16 protein-coding genes are annotated in these 16427 nt (G+C 65.0%); 8 read left to right on the forward strand and 8 right to left on the reverse strand.

Features of this window, described 5'->3' with window-relative positions:
- The first annotated feature begins 137 nt into the window (after positions 1–137).
- From ACVWY5_RS07905 to ACVWY5_RS07930, 6 genes are read left to right on the forward strand one after another with little or no spacing between them, the layout of a single operon-like run.
- Positions 138–1397 (forward strand): aromatic ring-hydroxylating oxygenase subunit alpha, encoded by a 1260-nt coding sequence (locus tag ACVWY5_RS07905; RefSeq protein ID WP_028337025.1) that lies wholly within the window; start codon positions 138–140, stop codon positions 1395–1397.
- The gene (locus tag ACVWY5_RS07910; protein ID WP_038377859.1) at positions 1397–1894 is read left to right on the forward strand and encodes an aromatic-ring-hydroxylating dioxygenase subunit beta; all 498 of its coding nucleotides are present in this window, start codon (positions 1397–1399) and stop codon (positions 1892–1894) included. Before ACVWY5_RS07905 ends, ACVWY5_RS07910 begins: the two co-directional genes overlap by 1 nt.
- Before the next feature lie 13 nt (positions 1895–1907).
- A complete protein-coding gene (locus tag ACVWY5_RS07915; protein ID WP_028337023.1) occupies positions 1908–2702 on the forward strand; it encodes an enoyl-CoA hydratase/isomerase family protein in 795 nt (264 codons plus the stop codon).
- Position 2703: 1 nt separating this feature from the next.
- Complete coding sequence (locus ACVWY5_RS07920; protein WP_028337022.1) at positions 2704–3453, forward strand: SDR family oxidoreductase; 750 nt, start codon at positions 2704–2706, stop codon at positions 3451–3453.
- 1 nt (position 3454) lies between these two features.
- Positions 3455–4390, forward strand: coding sequence for an alpha/beta hydrolase (locus tag ACVWY5_RS07925; RefSeq protein ID WP_038377858.1), 936 nt, complete (start codon positions 3455–3457; stop codon positions 4388–4390).
- Positions 4387–5580: an acyl-CoA dehydrogenase family protein gene (locus tag ACVWY5_RS07930; protein ID WP_080667240.1), complete on the forward strand. Its 1194-nt coding sequence runs from the start codon at positions 4387–4389 to the stop codon at positions 5578–5580. Before ACVWY5_RS07925 ends, ACVWY5_RS07930 begins: the two co-directional genes overlap by 4 nt.
- A 5-nt stretch (positions 5581–5585) precedes the next feature.
- On the opposite strand, the gene ACVWY5_RS07935 is transcribed toward ACVWY5_RS07930, so the two are convergent.
- From ACVWY5_RS07935 to ACVWY5_RS07970, 8 genes are read right to left on the reverse strand one after another with little or no spacing between them, the layout of a single operon-like run.
- Positions 5586–6338, reverse strand: coding sequence for an NAD(P)H-dependent oxidoreductase (locus tag ACVWY5_RS07935; protein ID WP_038377857.1), 753 nt, complete (start codon positions 6336–6338; stop codon positions 5586–5588).
- A 4-nt stretch (positions 6339–6342) separates the two neighbouring features.
- Entirely contained in the window at positions 6343–7503 is a 1161-nt protein-coding gene (locus ACVWY5_RS07940; RefSeq protein ID WP_028337019.1) for an ABC transporter substrate-binding protein, read from the reverse strand.
- Positions 7504–7536: 33 nt separating this feature from the next.
- Complete coding sequence (locus ACVWY5_RS07945) at positions 7537–8583, reverse strand: branched-chain amino acid ABC transporter permease (protein WP_028337018.1); 1047 nt, start codon at positions 8581–8583, stop codon at positions 7537–7539.
- Positions 8583–9455, reverse strand: a complete 873-nt coding sequence (locus ACVWY5_RS07950) for a branched-chain amino acid ABC transporter permease (RefSeq protein WP_028337017.1) — start codon at positions 9453–9455, stop codon at positions 8583–8585. The genes ACVWY5_RS07945 and ACVWY5_RS07950 overlap by 1 nt, the downstream gene beginning before the upstream one ends.
- Positions 9456–11390 carry an AMP-dependent synthetase/ligase gene (locus ACVWY5_RS07955; protein ID WP_028337016.1) on the reverse strand — a complete coding sequence of 645 codons (1935 nt, stop codon included), beginning with the start codon at positions 11388–11390 and terminating at the stop codon, positions 9456–9458.
- Entirely contained in the window at positions 11390–12184 is a 795-nt protein-coding gene (locus ACVWY5_RS07960; RefSeq protein WP_028337015.1) for an ABC transporter ATP-binding protein, read from the reverse strand. Before ACVWY5_RS07960 ends, ACVWY5_RS07955 begins: the two co-directional genes overlap by 1 nt.
- Positions 12181–13035, reverse strand: a complete 855-nt coding sequence (locus tag ACVWY5_RS07965) for an ABC transporter ATP-binding protein (protein ID WP_038377855.1) — start codon at positions 13033–13035, stop codon at positions 12181–12183. Before ACVWY5_RS07965 ends, ACVWY5_RS07960 begins: the two co-directional genes overlap by 4 nt.
- Positions 13036–13040: 5 nt before the next feature.
- Positions 13041–14351 (reverse strand): phytoene desaturase family protein, encoded by a 1311-nt coding sequence (locus ACVWY5_RS07970; RefSeq protein WP_321177060.1) that lies wholly within the window; start codon positions 14349–14351, stop codon positions 13041–13043.
- Between the two features lie 248 nt (positions 14352–14599).
- Between ACVWY5_RS07970 and ACVWY5_RS07975 the strand changes: the two genes are divergently transcribed.
- Entirely contained in the window at positions 14600–15235 is a 636-nt protein-coding gene (locus ACVWY5_RS07975) for a TetR family transcriptional regulator (RefSeq protein WP_028337012.1), read from the forward strand.
- A 196-nt stretch (positions 15236–15431) separates the two neighbouring features.
- Positions 15432–15920, forward strand: coding sequence for a DUF417 family protein (locus tag ACVWY5_RS07980; RefSeq protein ID WP_028337011.1), 489 nt, complete (start codon positions 15432–15434; stop codon positions 15918–15920).
- The last annotated feature ends 507 nt before the right edge of the window (positions 15921–16427 follow it).

Below are 16427 nucleotides of genomic sequence, written 5' to 3' on the forward strand. Positions count from 1 at the left end.
CGCATGGGCCGGGGCGGCGATCGTAAAGCCGCTTGCTGGCCTGTCCCAGGTGTGCTATTAGCCGAACGGCCGTTCGGATTATTATTGACCGTCGAAGAAAACGTCGGCCGCAGGCGATCGGTGAGGGAGACGGAACGATGAACATAATGACCGGCGCCTCGCCATGGGAACGGTTGATCCGGCCCGACCGGGTGCATGGGTCGCTCTATACCGATCCCGAGATCTTCGAGGCCGAGCTCAAGAACATCTGGTACCGGACCTGGGTCTATGTCGGGCACGAGAGCGAGGTGCCGAACGCCAACGACTACGTCGTCAAGTCGATCGGCCCGCAATCCGTGATCATGACGCGCGACGAGCAGGGCAAGGTCAATTTGCTGCTCAACCGCTGCTCACATCGCGGCAACCAGGTCTGCTCCTATGAGCGCGGCAATGCCCGCTCGTTCACCTGTCCGTTCCATTCCTGGACTTTTGCCAATGACGGCCGCCTGGTCGGTTATGCCTTCCCCGACGGCTATGAGGGGCAGGACAAGTCGCAGCTCGCGCTAGGGCGGGTGACGCGCGTCGAGTCATACCGCGGCTTCGTGTTCGGCTCGTTCGCGGCCGATGGCCCGACGCTGAAGGAACATCTCGGCGGCGCCGCGGAGACCATCGATCGCCTGGTGCGCACCTCGCCGGAGGGCGAGGTCGAGATCACGGCGGGCTTCCTCAAGCATCGCGTCAAGGCGAACTGGAAGTTCATCCTGGAGAACGAGTGCGACGGCTATCACCCGGCCTTCGTGCACACCTCGATCTTCGGCGTCGCCGACAGCATGATCGGCAAGCTCTATGGCGGCGCCTCGACCGCGCTGACGCGCGACTACGGCAACGGCCATACCGAGATCGACCTGCGGCCCGAGTTCCGCAAGCGCGATGCGCCGATGAGCTGGTTCGGCACCAGCGAGGATCGGCTGCCGGACTATACGGCGCGCATGAAGGCCGCCCATGGCGACACCACCGCGCGGGAGATCATGATCGACGGCACGCCGCATGTGATGATCTTCCCGAACCTGTTCATCGCCGAGATCCAGATGTTCGTGATCCAGCCGCTCGGCGTCGATGACAGCGTGCAGCACGTCACCGCGTTGCAGTTCAAGGGCGCGCCCGATCTGAACCGAAGGCTGCGCCAGCAGACCATGGGCTCGGTCGGCCCGGCCGGTTTCCTGCTCGCGGACGATTCCGAAATGTACGAGCGCTGCCATCGCGGCGTGCTGGCGCGCAATCCGGAATGGATCTTCCTCGGCCGCGGCGAGAAGCGCGAGCGGCAGGACGAGCTCGGCTTCACGGTCGGCCACGTCACCGACGAGGTGCCGTCGCGCGGCATCTGGACCCATTATCGCAAGCTGATGGAGCCTGACTGATGCTGTCGCGCGAGAGCAGTGCCACGTTGATGAGCGCCATCACCGCCTTCCTCTATCGCGAGGCGCGGCTGCAGGACGAGCATCAATACGAGGCCTGGGAAAAGCTCTGGACCGACGACGGCGTCTATTGGGTGCCGGCCAACGGCGCCGACATCGACCCGGAACGGCAGATGTCGATCATCTACGACAACCGCTCGCGGATCGCGCTGCGGGTTCGGCAGCTGATGACCGGCAAGCACTTCACCCAGACGCCGCAGTCGAATTTGCGCCGGCTGATCTCCAACGTCGAATTGATGGACGAGCAGCCTGACGACGGCGACATCGCGGTCGCCAGCAACAGCCTCATTTTCGAATCAAGCCTGCGCGACGACACGCTGTGGGCGGCGCGCAATGAATACCGGTTGCGCCATGTCGATGGCGAGTTGCGGATGGCCAGCAAGAAGGTCATCCTCGTCAACAACGACAAGGCGATCTACACGCTCTCGTTCCTGGTCTAGAGGAAAACGCGCCATGATCGACAAGGGCCCCGTTCTGCTCAACATTACCGACGGCATCGCGCGGCTGCGGCTCAACCGCCCCGATGCGGCCAACGGCATGAGTGTCGAGCTGCTCCGCGCGCTGTGCGACGCCATCATGGCATGTCATGGTCATCCCGATCTGCGCGTCGTGCTGCTGAGCGGCGAGGGCACCAATTTCTGCGCCGGTGGCGATGTCCGCGCCTTTGCCTCCAAGGGCGAGAAGCTGCCGGACTATATCCGGCAGGCCACCGCGTATCTGCAGAATGCGGTGACCGGATTGCTGCGTCTGGAGGCGCCGGTCATATCATCGGTGCAGGGCTTTGCGGCGGGCGGCGGCGGCTTCGGCCTGGTTTGCGCTTCCGATATCGTGATCGCGGCGGAGTCGGCAAAATTCCTCGCCGGCGCGACGCGGGTGGCGATGGCGCCGGATGCCGGCGTCTCCGTTACGCTGTCGCGGCTGGTCGGCCTGCGACGCGCGATGTCGATCCTCCTGACCAACCCGGTGATCCCGGCGGCGGAAGCATTGCAGATGGGCATCGTCACCAGGGTCGTGCCCGATGACGAGCTCGCCGATGCATCGCTCGCGCTGGCCCGCGAGCTTGCGGCCGGCGCGCCGAAGGCGCTGGCGGCGACCAAGCGGCTGGTCTGGGCCGGCACCGGCACCAGCATCGAGCAGTGCCTGTCGGATGAGGCGCGCACCGTCGCCGAACTCTCGGGGATGGCCGATGCACGCGAAGGGCTCGCCGCGGTGATCGAGCGGCGCCAGCCTGTCTTCACGGGGCGCTGAGGTGGCGAGCTTGCCATTCGGACGTCTCGATGGCCGCCGCGCCTTCGTCTCCGGCGGCGCGCGGGGCATCGGTGCTGCGATCGCCCGCAGCTTTTCCGGCGCGGGCGCGAGGGTCGTGATCGCCGATCTCGATGTCGCCGCGGCCTCGGAGCTGGCGCGCGAAACCGGCGCCGGCGTTGCAGGATTAGACGTCAGCGATGCTACGGCGGTGCAGGCCGTGATGGCGCAGGACGGCCCGTTCGACATTGTCGTCAACAATGCCGGCATCGATCAGCACGCCTTCTTCACCGATACCACGGCGGAGGATTGGGCGCGGCTGATCGCGGTCAATCTCACCTCGGTCTTGGCCTGCACCCACGCCGCGCTGCCGGCGATGCAGGCGGCGCGCTTTGGCCGCATCATCAACGTCACCTCGGAAGCGGCGCGGCTCGGCTCCAAAGGGGGTGCGGTCTACTCCGCGGCCAAGGGCGGCGTGATCTCGTTCACCCGGAGCATCGCGCGGGAGAATGCACGCTATGGCATCACCGCGAACGCGATCGCGCCGGGACCGATCCGCACGCCGATGCTGGAGCAGGCGGTGGCAAAGGGCGGTGACAGGATCCTGCAGGCAATGACCGGTGCAACGCTGCTCGGCCGCCTCGGCGAGCCGGAGGAGGTCGCGGCTGCCGCGCTGTTCCTGGCTTCCGACCAGGCCGCCTACATCACCGGAGAAACGCTCGGCGTTTCCGGCGGCATGGGCATCGGCGGCTGAAATGGACAGCGCGGACGACGATATCGCAATCACGCCGGTCGATCGCGCGATCGAGCGTTTGCGCGCGATCTATCGCGGCTGGACCCGCGATACATCAGTGGCGCAGATGCGCAGCGATTGGGACACAGCCTTTGCCGGCTGCGCGGTGCCGGTGACGTGCCAGCCGGTCTCCGCCGGCGGGGTCGACGGCGAATGGCTCGTGCCGACGGACGCACCACGCGACAAGGTGATCCTCTATTTTCACGGCGGCGGTTTCCGCATCGGCTCGGTCGCGTCGCATCGCGACCTGGCCGCACGGATTGCCGATGCATCGGGCTGCCGCGTGCTCTCGATCAATTACCGGCTCGCGCCGGAGCATCGTTTCCCCGCGGCACTGGAGGATGCGCTGATTGCCTATCGGTATCTGCGCGAACAGGGGCTGCATCCGGCGGATATCGCCTTTGCCGCCGACTCGGCCGGCGGCAATCTCGTGTTGTGCACGATGCTGGCGGCGCGCGACCGCGGCTTGCCGCTGCCCGCCGCCGGCGCGCTGATGTCACCCTGGACCGATCTTACCGCGAGCGGCGCGAGCTATCAGAGCAGGGCCGAGGCCGATCCGATCCACCAGCGTGCCATGATCCTGGCGCTGGCCAGGAACTATCTCGGCAAGGACGGCGATGTCAGCAATCCGCTCGCCTCGCCGCTTTATGCCGATCTCAGCCGTCTGCCGCCGCTGCTGGTCCAGGTCGGCGACCGCGAGACCGTGCGCGACGATGCGACGGAACTGGCCGCACGGGCAAAGGCTGCCGGTGTCGATGTCAAGCTGCAGGTGTGGGACGGCATGATCCACGTCTTCCAGATGTTCCCGGAGATCCCGCAGGCGCGCGAGGCGATCGCATCGCTGGCAGCTTTTTTGCGCAACCATCTTCACATCGGCCATCAGAGGGCGCCACAATGAACGTCATGACGTCGGATCCGCGCCAGCTCACTGAGACCGAATTCCACTTTTCGGAGCAGCCCAATCTGCCTGAGGAGTTGCGCATGCTGCGCGAGCAGGTGCGCCGCTTCGTCGAGAAGGAGGTGGTGCCGCATGCCGAGGCGTGGGAGCGCGACGGCAAGATCCCGCGCGAGATCTATCGCCGCATGGGCGCGCTCGGCTTTCTCGGCATGCGCCATGCGGCCGAGTATGGCGGCACCGACATGGGGCCGCTGGCCTCAATGGTGTTCGCCGAAGAGTTGGGGCGTTCGAGCTTCGGCGGTTTCACGTCGTCGATCCTCGTGCATACCGACATGTCGGCGGTGCACATCTCCTTGCGCGGCACGCCGGAACAGAAGCAGAAGTATTTGCCGGCGATCATCCGCGGCGAGACGGTCTGCTCGATCGCGGTGACCGAGCCCGATGCGGGCTCCGACGTCGCTGGCCTCAAGACGCGCGCGCGGCGCGACGGCGACAGCTGGGTGATCAACGGCGCAAAGATGTTCATCACCAACGCGGTTTATGGCGACATCCTGATCGTCGCCGCGCGCACCGACCCGCATGCCAAGGGCAGCCGTGGCATCTCGCTGTTCATCGTCGAGCGCAACACGCCGGGCATCACGGCGACCAAGCTCGACAAGCATGGCTGGCTCTGCTCGGACACCGCCGAGATCGCGTTCCAGGACGTGTGCGTGCCGGCGGAGAACCTGCTCGGCGACGAGAACAAGGGCTTCTATGGCATCATGGAGACCTTCCAGAACGAGCGCATCTGCATCGGCGGCATCTGCGCCGGCGAATCCGCCAAGGCGATCGAGCTGACGACGAATTATGTGAAGACGCGGCAGGCATTCGGCGGCCCGCTCTGGAATCAGCAGGGCGTGCGGCTGAAGCTTGCCCAGCTTGCCGCGAAGGCGGCGGCGGCGCGGGCGCTGGCCTATCAGGCCGCCGAGCTCGCGGCGGCCGGGCAGGATTGCCTGCGCGAAGTGTCGATGGTGAAGGCGCTGTCGCCCGAGGTGCTGCACGAGGTGGTGCATGGCTGCCTGCAACTGCACGGCGGCTCAGGCTTCATGCGCGGCACCCCGATCGAGCGGATGGTGCGCGACGCGCGGGTGCTGACGATCGGCGGCGGCGCCACCGAAGTGATGCTCGAGGAAATCGCCAAGCGGATGTGAGGGGCTCAGCCCCTACGGGCCGCCGGCTTGCCCTGGCCGACCGTCTGCGCCGCAATGCCCGGCTTCAGCCGCCAGTCCTCGCCGAAATCCGCGAGCGGATGGAAGAACAGCGGCTCGGTGGTCTCGAGCTGCCGCAGCCGTTCGGCATAGTCGTCGAGATAGCGGTGCCGCGTGGCCTCGTCGACGAAGTTCACTGAATACGACACAAACGGCGGCAGCACCTTGCAGCCGGCATAGGCCAGCATGCCGTTCTGGATCGGCCACAGCACCACATCGAGCGCACCGACCAGCCCGTCCGACGCGCACATGCCGGGATAGGCGGCGGTCGAGGTCACGACCATGGCACGGCGGCCGTTGAGGCCGCCGGTGTCGTAGCGGCGGCCGCTGCCGTAAATTGCGCCATTGACGAACACGCGGTCGATCCAGCCTTTCATGATGGCGGGGACGGAGAACCACCACAGCGGAAACTGCAGGATCAAGAGGTCGCACCACAGCAGCTTCTCGATCTCGGCGGCGACATCGCTGCTGAGCGCCCCGCGCTGCAGGTTGTATTTCTGCTCGCGGTCATATTGCAGCCGGTCGGGAAACCGCCGCGCGCCAAAGTCTTCGGCGGTCGCCACCGGGTTGAACCGCATGGCGTAGAGATCGGAGATCCTGACCGTGTGCCCGAGCGCGGTCAGTTCCGCCACCGACCGCGCCAGCAGTGCAGCGTTGAACGACTGCGCCTCCTGATGGGCAAAGACGATCAGGACCTTCATCTCTCTAGTTTACCGGCTTGAAGCTGAGCGTCGCGGCATCGGCTTGCATGATCTGCAGCTTCTGGTTGGAGAAGCGGACGCCGGGACCGAAGCTGATCGGCGCCATCACGCCGGTCTCGACATTCTTGGTCTTCTCCAGCTCCGAGATGGTGCAGGCCCAGGTCGGCTGCTTGCCGCAGCGCTCGATTGCCGCGATCAAGACTTTCGCGGCGGCATAGCCGGTCATGGTGTAGCGGTTGATGCCCTTGAACTCGGCCTCCGACACCAGCGGCTTGGCCTTCTCGAGGAACGCCTTGCCCGCCGCGCCGGCAAACGGCTCGACATAGTCGACCGCGTAGATGCCGTCGCCGGCCGGGCCCATCAGCTTCAGCACCGGCTCGATGCGGCCGGGCCAGAAGATGCCGGTCACCGGCTTGATGTTCAATTTCTCGAGCTCCTTTGTCATCGCGATGTTCTCGGCGATGATGCCGCCGGCCAAAAACACCTCGGCGCCGGCATCCTTCAGCTGCAGCATGTCGGACGAGAAGTCCTGCTGGCCCTTCTTGTAGTTGCCGCTGTAGACGACGTTCAGCTTCTTGGCCTTGACCACGGAATCGAAGCCGTCGCGCACCGTGATGCCGTAATCGTCGTCCTGGGTGATCAGGCCCCATTTCTTGCCGGGGTTCTTGTCGGCAAGGAAGTCGACGAGGTGGATGATGCCTTCCTCGTAGGATTGCCCGACCACGAACACGTTCTTGCGCGCCGGCTCCCACAGGAATTTGACCGGCGCGACGTCGATCACGGTCGGGATACCGGACTTCTCGAGCACCGGCATCACAGCGATCGACTGGCCCGAACCGGAGATGCCGAGCATCGCGAAGACCTTGTCGACGTCGATCACCTTCTTGACGCCCTGGATGGTTCGCGCGGTAACGTAGCCGTCGTCCTCCAGCACATATTTGATCTTGCGGCCGTTGATGCCGCCGGCGGCGTTGGCTTCGGCGATCGCAATCTTGTGGCCGATCGAGGCCGCGACGCCGAGCAGCGCCGGCGGGCCGGTCAGCGGCTCCACGTCGCCGATGAGGATCTCGCTGTCGGTGATGCCGGGATCGGCGGCAGCAGCCGGGCCGGTCGCGAGACAGGCCGTGGTGAGCAGCAGCGAGGCCGCCGCCAGGTATTTGATCATCGTCTCCTCCTCATGGTGTTGCGTCTTTTTTGATTAGTAGCGCAGCGGCCAGTGCACCCAGGTCCGCCTGATGTCGTGCCAGGCGCCGACCAGTCCGCGCGGCTGGAAGCGCAGGAACAGGATGATGACGAGACCGTAGAGCATGCTCTTCAGCTCCTGCGCGCCGGTCGTGAAGGTCGCGTCCATCTGCGCGCTGAACAGGCTGAAGACGATCCGTGTCACCTCCGGCAACAGCACGATCAGGATGGTGCCGAGCACCGCGCCGAGCGCGGAGCCGAGCCCGCCGACGATCAGGATCGCCAGCGCCTCGATCGAGAGCAGGAACGGAAATCCCTCGACGCTGACAAAGGAGAGATAGATGCCGTACAGCGCGCCGGCGATGCCGGTGATGAACGCTGAGGTGATGAAGGCGAACAGCTTGTAGGCATGCAGGTTGATGCCCATGACGCGCGCGGCAGTGTCGTTGTCCCTGATCGCGACAAAGGCGCGGCCGACTCGGCTGCGGCGGATATTGAGGGTGGCGAACAGCGTCAGCCCCGCGATGCCGAGGCAGAGATAGGTGAAGGCCGCGTCGCCGTCGAAGCTGATGCCGAGGATCTCGGGCCGCTGCACCTGAATGCCGCGCGCGCCGTTGGTGAGCCAGCGCATCTCCAGGATCACGGTGTTGATGATGAAGGAGAAGGCGAGCGTGGTGATGGCGAGGTAAAGCCCCTTGAGCCGGAGCGACGGCGCGCCGACGATCAGGCTCGCCAGCGCCGGTACCACGCCGGCGCCGAGGAAACCGATCAGCGGCGGCATGTGGTACTTTGTGACCAGCACCGCATAGGCATAGGCGCCAGTGACGAGGAAACCGACATGGCCGAGCGAGATCAGACCGGTGTAGCCGGTCAGGATGTTGAGCCCGAGCGCGCCGGTGACCGTGATCAGGATGATCATCAGGAACGACAGCGCGTAGGAGTTCAGAACATAAGGCGCTGCGATCAGCGCCAGCAGCAGCACCGCCGACCATAGCCACTCCGGCGGGGAATCGATCAGCGCAACCAGTTCGCCGTAGCTCTGCTTGTAATCGCCGGTGCGCATCACACCCTCTCAATGTCGCGTTCGCCGAAGATGCCGAACGGGCGGATCATCAGCACGATGATGATCATGGCAAAGCCCGCGACCTCCTTCATGCCGGAGCCGATATAGCCGCCGGCAAGGTTTTCGGTGATCCCGATCAGGAGGCCGCCGAGGCCGGAGCCGAGCACGGCGTCGAGGCCGCCAAGGATGGTGGCCGGAAACGCCTTCAGCCCAAGCTGGAACATCGCCGGCGATAGGTCGTAGGACAGCGCAAAGAACACGCCGCCGATGCCGGCGATCACCGAAGACGCGGCCCAGGCCAGCGCATGAACTCTTGTGGCGCTGATGCCCATCAACAGCGCGGTGCGGTCGTCGGCCGCGACCGCGCGCATCGCGACGCCGACCTTGCTGTAACGGAAGAACGCCCAGATCGCGGCGAGAAGCAGAAGCAGCGTCGCGATGACCGCAATCTGCCCGGTCCGCACGCCGATGCCGCCGAGATGCACGATGCCGCGACCCATGCCGATATCGAGGCCGTGCGGGTAGGCGTCCCAGATGAAGTTGATGGCGGAGCGCAGGATCACGGCGAGCCCGATCGTGACCATTACGGTCGCGAATACCGGCTCGCCCAGCATCGGCCGCATCACAAGGCGCTCGATGATCAGGCCGAGCACGACAGCAGCGAGAATCGCACTCACCGCGACGACGAATACATTGCCGCTGACCGTGGTCGAGATCGTCCAGGCGATATAGGCGGTGATCATGGTCATCTCGCCCTGTGCGAAATTGACCAGTCCGGTGGATTTGTAGATCACCGCAAAGCCCATCGCGATCAGTCCGTAGATCGCGCCGATCGCGAGTCCCGAGATCACGAGCTGGATGAGATACTGCATTCAGCCCTCCGCTCGGTAGATGATCGCGAGCTCGCGGGCGAACTTCTTCTCGATCATGGCGCGGCGTACCTTCTGGGTGGCGGTCAGCTCGCCGTCGTCATGGTCGAGCTCTTTTTCCAGGATGGCGAACCGCCTGATGTTCTCGACCCGCGCGAACCGCTTGTTGGTCTCGTTGACGACGCGCTCGACCAGCTCATTCACTTCGGGAAGCTGCGACAGCGATTTGTAGTTGGTGTAGGCGAGCGCCCGGTCGCGCGCCCATCGGCCGACGTTGTCGTAGTCGACCTGGATGATGGCGCCGAGATACTTCTTGGCCTCGCCGACCACGATCGCTTCCTTGACGAACTCGGAGTCCTTCAGTGCGTTCTCGATCTCCGACGGGGCGATGTTCTTGCCGCCGGCGGTGATGATGATCGCCTTCTTGCGGTCGACCACGGCGATCTCGCCATTGTCGAGCACCTCGATGATGTCGCCGGTGCGCAGCCAGCCGCCGGGCTCCAGCGAGGCGGTCGAGGCCTTCTCGTCGAGGAAGTAGCCCTTGAAGACGCCGGGGTTGCGCAGCAGGATCTCACCGTCGGCATCACACTTCCATTCGGTCTGCGGCAGCGGCACGCCGCAGCCGCCGATCCGGTGATGGCTTTCGGTCTGGATGAAGGCGACGCCGCCGCTTTCGGTGAGGCCGTAGCCCTGCGACACCGGACGGCCGATGATGTCGAAGAAGCGCAGCGTCTCCGGCGAGATCGAGGCGCCGGCGCAGAGCCGGTGCCGGCTGTAGGCGAAGCCGAGATGGCGCTGCAAATTGCGGAACATCAGGAGATAGAGCAGCCCATAGGCGGCGCGGTCGAGCACATTGGCCTTGCCGGCCTGTCGACGGTCGGACAGCGTGCGGCCCCAGGCGAGGCAGGCCCTGGTGAAGCTCTGGTGCAGGCGGCCGCTCTCGCCGAGGCGGAACAGAAAGCCCTGCTGCAGCTTCTCGTAGATGCGCGGAACGCCGACGAAGAAGGTCGGCGCAATCTCGCGGATGTTGATCGCGACGGTGTCGATCGATTCGGCAAAGGACACGGTGCCGCCGAGCACCAGATGCGTCACGGTGCCGTAGCAGCGCTCGGCGACGTGGCACAGCGGCAGATAGCTCACCGCCTCGAACGGCTTGTCGGCAATGCCCACGGTTTTGGCGTAGGCATAGGCAGCGTAGACGAGATTGCGATGGGTCAGCATCGCGCCCTTGGGCGGACCCGTCGTGCCCGAGGTGTAGACGAGGATGCAGACGTCGTCGGGCGCGCCCTGACTGATCAGGCGGTCGAGCGTCGCGTCGGCCTCCGGATTCTGCTGGGCGTAGGTCTTGCCACGCTCGCACAATGCGGCGAACGACATCAGCTCCGATTGCCGGTAATGCCGCAGGCCCTTCATGTCGACGCAGACGATGGCCTCGAGGTCCGGCAGGCCGCCATTGCCCGCCATCGCGTCGAGCACCTTGTCGGTCTGCTCCTGGTCGCCGGTGACGACGATGCGGGCGCCCGAATGCTTGACGATATATTGCAGCTCGACCCAGGGATTGGTCGGATAGATGCCGACCGCCACCGCGCCGATCATCTGCGCACCAAGATCGGCGTAAAACCATTCCGGCGTGTTCTCGCCGGCGATGGCGATTCGGTCGCCCGGCTTGATGCCGAGCGAGAGCAGGCCGAGCGCCACCGCGCGCGCAGTGTCGTAATAGTGGCGCCAGGAATAGGGATTCCAGATGCCGTAATCCTTCTCGCGCAGCGCCAGCGCCTCGCCGTGCATGGCGGCGCGCTGCCGTAGCAATTGCGGGATGGTGATGGCGGCATCCGCAAGCGTAGCCTGCAACGCGTCGGCGCCGGTTGCCGGTGGGTTGCGCGGCGTGCTCGCTTGCAGCGGCGGATAAGCGGTGCGCAGGCTGTCCAGCGTCGACATCACGCGCCCGCCTTTGCCATCGCCTCGGAGCGCTGGCCGCCGAGATAGGCCTCCGCGACTGCCGGATCGCGCCTGATCTCACCAGGTGTGCCTTCGGCGATCTTGCGGCCGAAATTCAGCACATGAACGCGGTCGGAGATGTCCATCACTATGCGCATCTCGTGCTCGATCATCACGACGGTGATGCCGAGCTCGTCGCGGATGTCGAGCACGAAGCGCGCAATGTCTTCGGTCTCCTCCTGGTTCATGCCGGAGACCATCTCGTCCAGCAGCAATAGCTTCGGCTCGCAGGCGAGCGCGCGCGCGAGCTCGACGCGCTTTTGCTGGCCGTAGGACAGCGTGCCGACCACGGCGTCCCTGATATGCTCGATCTCGAGAAATTCGATGATGTGTTCGACGCGCTGCCGTGCCGCGATTTCCTCCTTGCGGGTACGCCCGTAAAACCACACCGCATCGAGCACGGTCGAGCGCAGATGGGTGTGGCGGCCGGTCAGGATGTTCTCGACCACGGTGCCGTGCTTGAACAGCGCCAGATTCTGGAAGGTGCGGCCGATACCGACGGCGGCGAATTTCCACGGCGAGATCGTCGAGAGGTCGATGCCGTCGAACGTGATGCGGCCGCCGCTCGGCCGCAGCACGCCCGAGATCATGTTGAACAACGTGGTCTTGCCGGCGCCGTTCGGACCGATCACGCTGCAGATCTCGCCGGGCGCGACGCGCAGGCTGACATCGGCGACCGCCTGCAGGCCGCCGAAGCGCTTTGACAGGTTCTCGACAGTGAGCAGCGCGGTCACGACAGCCACCGCTTGCGGCGCTTGTAATGCTTGACTTCGCGCAGGCTCTTGCGGCCGGTGGAGGAGACGCCGAGATAGAATTCCTGGACGTCCTCATTGGCGGTGAGCCTCGATGCCGTGCCGTCGAGCACGACGCGGCCGGTCTCCAGGATGTAGCCGTAGTCGGCGATGTCGAGTGCGCGCTGCGCGTTCTGCTCGACCAGCAGCACCGTCATCTTCAGTTCGTCGCGCAGCCGGACGATCACCTCATAGATGCGGTCGATGATCAGCGGCGCGAGGCCGAGCGACGGCTCGTCGAGAGCCAGCAGCACGGGGTCGGTCATCAACGCGCGGCCGATCGCGAGCATCTGCTGCTCGCCGCCGGACATGTAGCCGGCGATCTGGTCGCGCCGCTCATACAGCCGCGGAAACAGCGCAAACACCTTGTCGCGGCGCTCGCGCGCCTCGGCACTGGTCCTGGTGTAGCCGCCCATTTGCAGGTTCTCGTCGATGGTGAGTGCCGCGAACACGCGCCGGCCCTCCGGCACCTGCACGATGCCGCGGCGGACCAGTTCGTCCGGCGCAAGGCGATGCACTTCGTCATTGCGGAAGCGGATGCTGCCGTTCTCGATCACGCCTTCCTCGGTATAGAGGATGCCGGACATCGCCTTCAGCAGCGTCGATTTGCCGGCGCCGTTGGAGCCGAGCAGGGCGACGATGTTGCCCTCGGGCACCGCGATCGAGACGTCGCGGATCGCCTCGATCGCATTGTCGTAGACGATCCGGATGTTGCGGAATTCAAGGAAGCCATCCTGCGCCGGCGCGGCCTGCGGCGCTGCTTGCGGCATCGGATGCGGGATGGTCGTCGGCATCGTGCTCAGACCCGGCCTGCCGTTAAGCGCGGGCGCGCGGCGAGGATCGCATCGGTGACGAGCTTGGCGGTTTCGGCGCAGGCCTGAGTGCCGCCATTGCCATATTGCTTCACCGCGTCGCCGACGCACCACAGGCCCTCGATGCCGGTCTCGCGCGGCAAATCGTAGCCGGCGCAGCTGCGTTGTGCCGGCCAGTCGTCGCGCATCACCCGGATCGAGAGGATTTTTGCCTGGTCGAAATTGGCGAACTGCTCGCGCAGATCCTCGAGCGCGAGCGCGACCTCCGCGTCCGCATCGAAATCGCCGAGCGCGGGCACCGGCACGGCATAGGCGACATAGAGGTGCCAGCCGGGCGGCGCCAACTCCGAACAGGTGGCGGAGAGGTTGGCCATGTTGCAGAGCCGGCGCGTCTTGCCGAAGGTGACGATGCCGGGATGATTGATCAGCGGCTCGCGGCTCGCGACATTGATGACGATGTTGGCGGCCGGGCGAAGGTCGTTCTTCACCCTGGCGATATAATCCGCCGGGAACGCCTCGCTGCCGGCAAGCGCGACGGTGGCCTTCGGTCCCGCATTGCTGATGACGAGATCGGTGTCGATCCGCACCCGTTCACCATTGCGCAGAACGGTGACGCCTTCGACGCGGCCATCTGATGTGTGGATCGTGGTCGCCGGCGTTCCAAGCCAGATGTCGCCATTGCGCCTGACGGCATTGCCCAGGCTGTTCCAGACGCCGATCGTGCCCTGCGGGCAGAAGCCGAATTTCTTGAAGGCGCCCTTGCTGGTGAAATAGGTGAGGAAGGCGCGGGCCGGCAGCTCGGCGGCGTTGCAGGCGAAGATCGCCGCACAGAGATTGCGGAACAGCGCGTGCACGGTGGCGTTGCTGGTGTAGCCCTTCAGCCAGTCCTCGGTCGATTGCCGCCCGTCGGGCAGATTGCCGGAGCGGGCGTCGGCGAATTTCTCCAGGATGCGCGAGGCTTGCTTGGTGAGTTGCCCGAGCAGCAGCGACCAGCCGCCGCGGCCGACATCGATCACCTTGCCGTCGATGAAGAACGAGCTCGCGGGCTCCGGCGCGCGGATGTCGAGCGGGGCGCCGACGGCGTGGAAGGTTTCCTCGAACACGCCACCGAACTCGATCGCGATCGCCCCAATATTGACCTTGAAGCCGTCGATGTCCTCGGTCGAGGCGCGCCCGCCGAGCCGGTCCTTGTCGTCGACGACGAGCGTATGCAGCCCGCCATGGGCGAGGCGCGCCGCGGCACACAGCCCGCCGGCACCGGCTCCGATCACGACAGCATCGATCCTCTGAGAATCCACGCGCAACCTCCCGCGATGCCGCCGGGTTGCTCCCGGCATGCGCAATCCGCTTGCTTGATGGAAGGCAGTCTAATATAATCCGACCGGTCGTTCAAATTATTTTTTGACGCAGTCGCTCATCGCACGGACGATGGAAGAGTTCTGGTGGATGGTGCCCGCAAAAGGGAGGAGAGCGTGGGGTGGCGGTAGTATAGAGAGAGGCAGTCGCCCGATTCCGGCGGCGCCGATGGTGCACGAGAGAGACGGCAATGGCGCGGACGCGCTCAGAGAATTACGACGAGATTCAGCGGAACATTCTTACCACCGCCTGCGGCCTGTTCGCGCGGCAGGGCTATATGCGTGCCTCGATCGCCGACCTTGCGGATGCCTGCAAGCTGTCGCGCGGCGCGCTGTACCATTATTTCGATTCCAAGGAAGCGATCCTGTTCGCGATCCTCGACGCCCATATCCGCGAGATGATCGCGGACGTCGAAGCCGCGATGGCCGAAAAGGCGACCACGCTGGAGCAGTTCCGCGCCGCGATCCAGGCCATCGTCGCGCTGAATGCGCGCTCGAGCGACGAGCAGCGCGTGATCCTCAACGACCTCTCGTTCCTCGGCGAGACCGAGCAGGATGCGATCAAGGCGCTGGAGCGCCAGCTGGTCGACACGGTCTCGGATCTCCTGGTCAAGCTCGACAAGGAAGGCAAGATCGTCAAGCGGACCAAGAAGATCTACAGCATGATGCTGTTCGGCATCCTGAACTTCAGCCACACCTGGTACGATCCGAAGGGCGGGATCGATCCAAGGGAGTTCGCCGACATGGTGGTGGATCTGTTCCTGTACGGTTTCACCATGCCGGTGCCGGCAAAGGTTGCCGCGCGGCCGCTGCGCCAGCGCGCGTGAGGCCGTCGTGGCCCGCACGGCGGCTTCGCGCCGATGATATCTCTCGCGGCGATTATTCCTCATCTCAGCTGCACATCATCGTGAAGGCCGAGACGTTGTCCCGCGCGTAACGCGCGCGCGGCGCGCTGCGTAGTCTGAACACGAGCGCCGCAACAGCGGCCGATGGTGACATCGCAGCGAGGGAAGCAACATCCGCATGAATTTGTCGTTCAACATCGCCGAACGGGGCGAGGGGTCCTATCGTTCGCTCGCGATCCTGCGCTGGGTCATGGTCGTGATCTTCGTGTCGTTCGGCATGCAGAAGTTCACACTGCAATCGGCGCAAGGCATCGCGCAGTTCATCAGCAACAGCCCGTTCATTTCGTGGCTGTCGGTGTTCGGTCTCCGGGGTGAGGCCTATGTTCTCGGGGTGGCCGAGTTCGGTATTGCGGCGCTGCTCGCCGCCGGTGCGTTCAGCCCGCTTCTCTCGGCGATCGGCGCGCTGATGGGCGTCATCACCTTCGCGGTGACGTGGTCGTTCTTCTTCACGACGCCCGGGGTGGTGAAATGGAGCCTGTCGACCGATCCAATGGCCTGGAACCTGGCCGGCGAGTTCCTGTTCAAGGACATCGTGCTGCTGTGCGTCTGCCTCGTGCTGCTGTTGGCGTCGTTGCCGCGGTCGATCGTCCGCTCGCGCGCCCCATAGGTCTCGCGCCGCGCATCGATGGTTAACCGATGCTTAAACAGCCATCGCGCGTATCCGGCATCTGGAACAGGACAAAACGTCGCGGACGACCGTGTCTTGAAAATCGAATCCAACCGGCTTATGCAACCTTCGATTGACGAATTGTTGCTAGGAAGAAACGTCCCCGGTTGGGAGCGGAATGTGACGAAGTCAGAAATATCCTTGGCCCGATCGGCAAGCGCCGATCCTGCCGTTTCGTCCAAGCCCGCTCCCGTCATTTTCAAACGTCCCGCATTTTTTGTTCGATTGCAGTTCCCGCACCGTGGCTGGAGTGGGAGGGCGGTCGCGATCGCGGCTTCCGGAAGTGACCACCGGAACAGCGATCGGGCCGCCCCGTCCCCAGCCGGGCGGGTAACGGGCGCAAGACGCACAATCGTGAATTCGGATGCATCGGTTCCACCGCTAGGATCGTGATGTTGCCATCTCTCGATGGTGAACAGACTCGCCCGCGGGTCACATCGCAACATC

It is taken from the genome of Bradyrhizobium sp. USDA 3256, from assembly GCF_054058275.1.

Bases quoted from the DNA above. Each gene is read 5' to 3' on its own strand.
- ACVWY5_RS07975 (WP_028337012.1), top strand. From the start codon at position 14,600: ATGGCGCGGACGCGCTCAGAGAATTACGACGAGATTCAGCGGAACATT.
- ACVWY5_RS07910 (WP_038377859.1), top strand. From the start codon at position 1,397: ATGCTGTCGCGCGAGAGCAGTGCCACGTTGATGAGCGCCATCACCGCC.
- ACVWY5_RS07980 (WP_028337011.1), top strand. From the start codon at position 15,432: ATGAATTTGTCGTTCAACATCGCCGAACGGGGCGAGGGGTCCTATCGT.
- ACVWY5_RS07915 (WP_028337023.1), top strand. From the start codon at position 1,908: ATGATCGACAAGGGCCCCGTTCTGCTCAACATTACCGACGGCATCGCG.
- ACVWY5_RS07945 (WP_028337018.1), bottom strand. From the start codon at position 8,583: ATGCGCACCGGCGATTACAAGCAGAGCTACGGCGAACTGGTTGCGCTG.
- ACVWY5_RS07930 (WP_080667240.1), top strand. From the start codon at position 4,387: ATGAACGTCATGACGTCGGATCCGCGCCAGCTCACTGAGACCGAATTC.
- ACVWY5_RS07925 (WP_038377858.1), top strand. From the start codon at position 3,455: ATGGACAGCGCGGACGACGATATCGCAATCACGCCGGTCGATCGCGCG.
- ACVWY5_RS07950 (WP_028337017.1), bottom strand. From the start codon at position 9,455: ATGCAGTATCTCATCCAGCTCGTGATCTCGGGACTCGCGATCGGCGCG.
- ACVWY5_RS07955 (WP_028337016.1), bottom strand. From the start codon at position 11,390: ATGTCGACGCTGGACAGCCTGCGCACCGCTTATCCGCCGCTGCAAGCG.
- ACVWY5_RS07965 (WP_038377855.1), bottom strand. From the start codon at position 13,035: ATGCCGACGACCATCCCGCATCCGATGCCGCAAGCAGCGCCGCAGGCC.
- ACVWY5_RS07940 (WP_028337019.1), bottom strand. From the start codon at position 7,503: ATGATCAAATACCTGGCGGCGGCCTCGCTGCTGCTCACCACGGCCTGT.
- ACVWY5_RS07905 (WP_028337025.1), top strand. From the start codon at position 138: ATGAACATAATGACCGGCGCCTCGCCATGGGAACGGTTGATCCGGCCC.
- ACVWY5_RS07935 (WP_038377857.1), bottom strand. From the start codon at position 6,338: ATGAAGGTCCTGATCGTCTTTGCCCATCAGGAGGCGCAGTCGTTCAAC.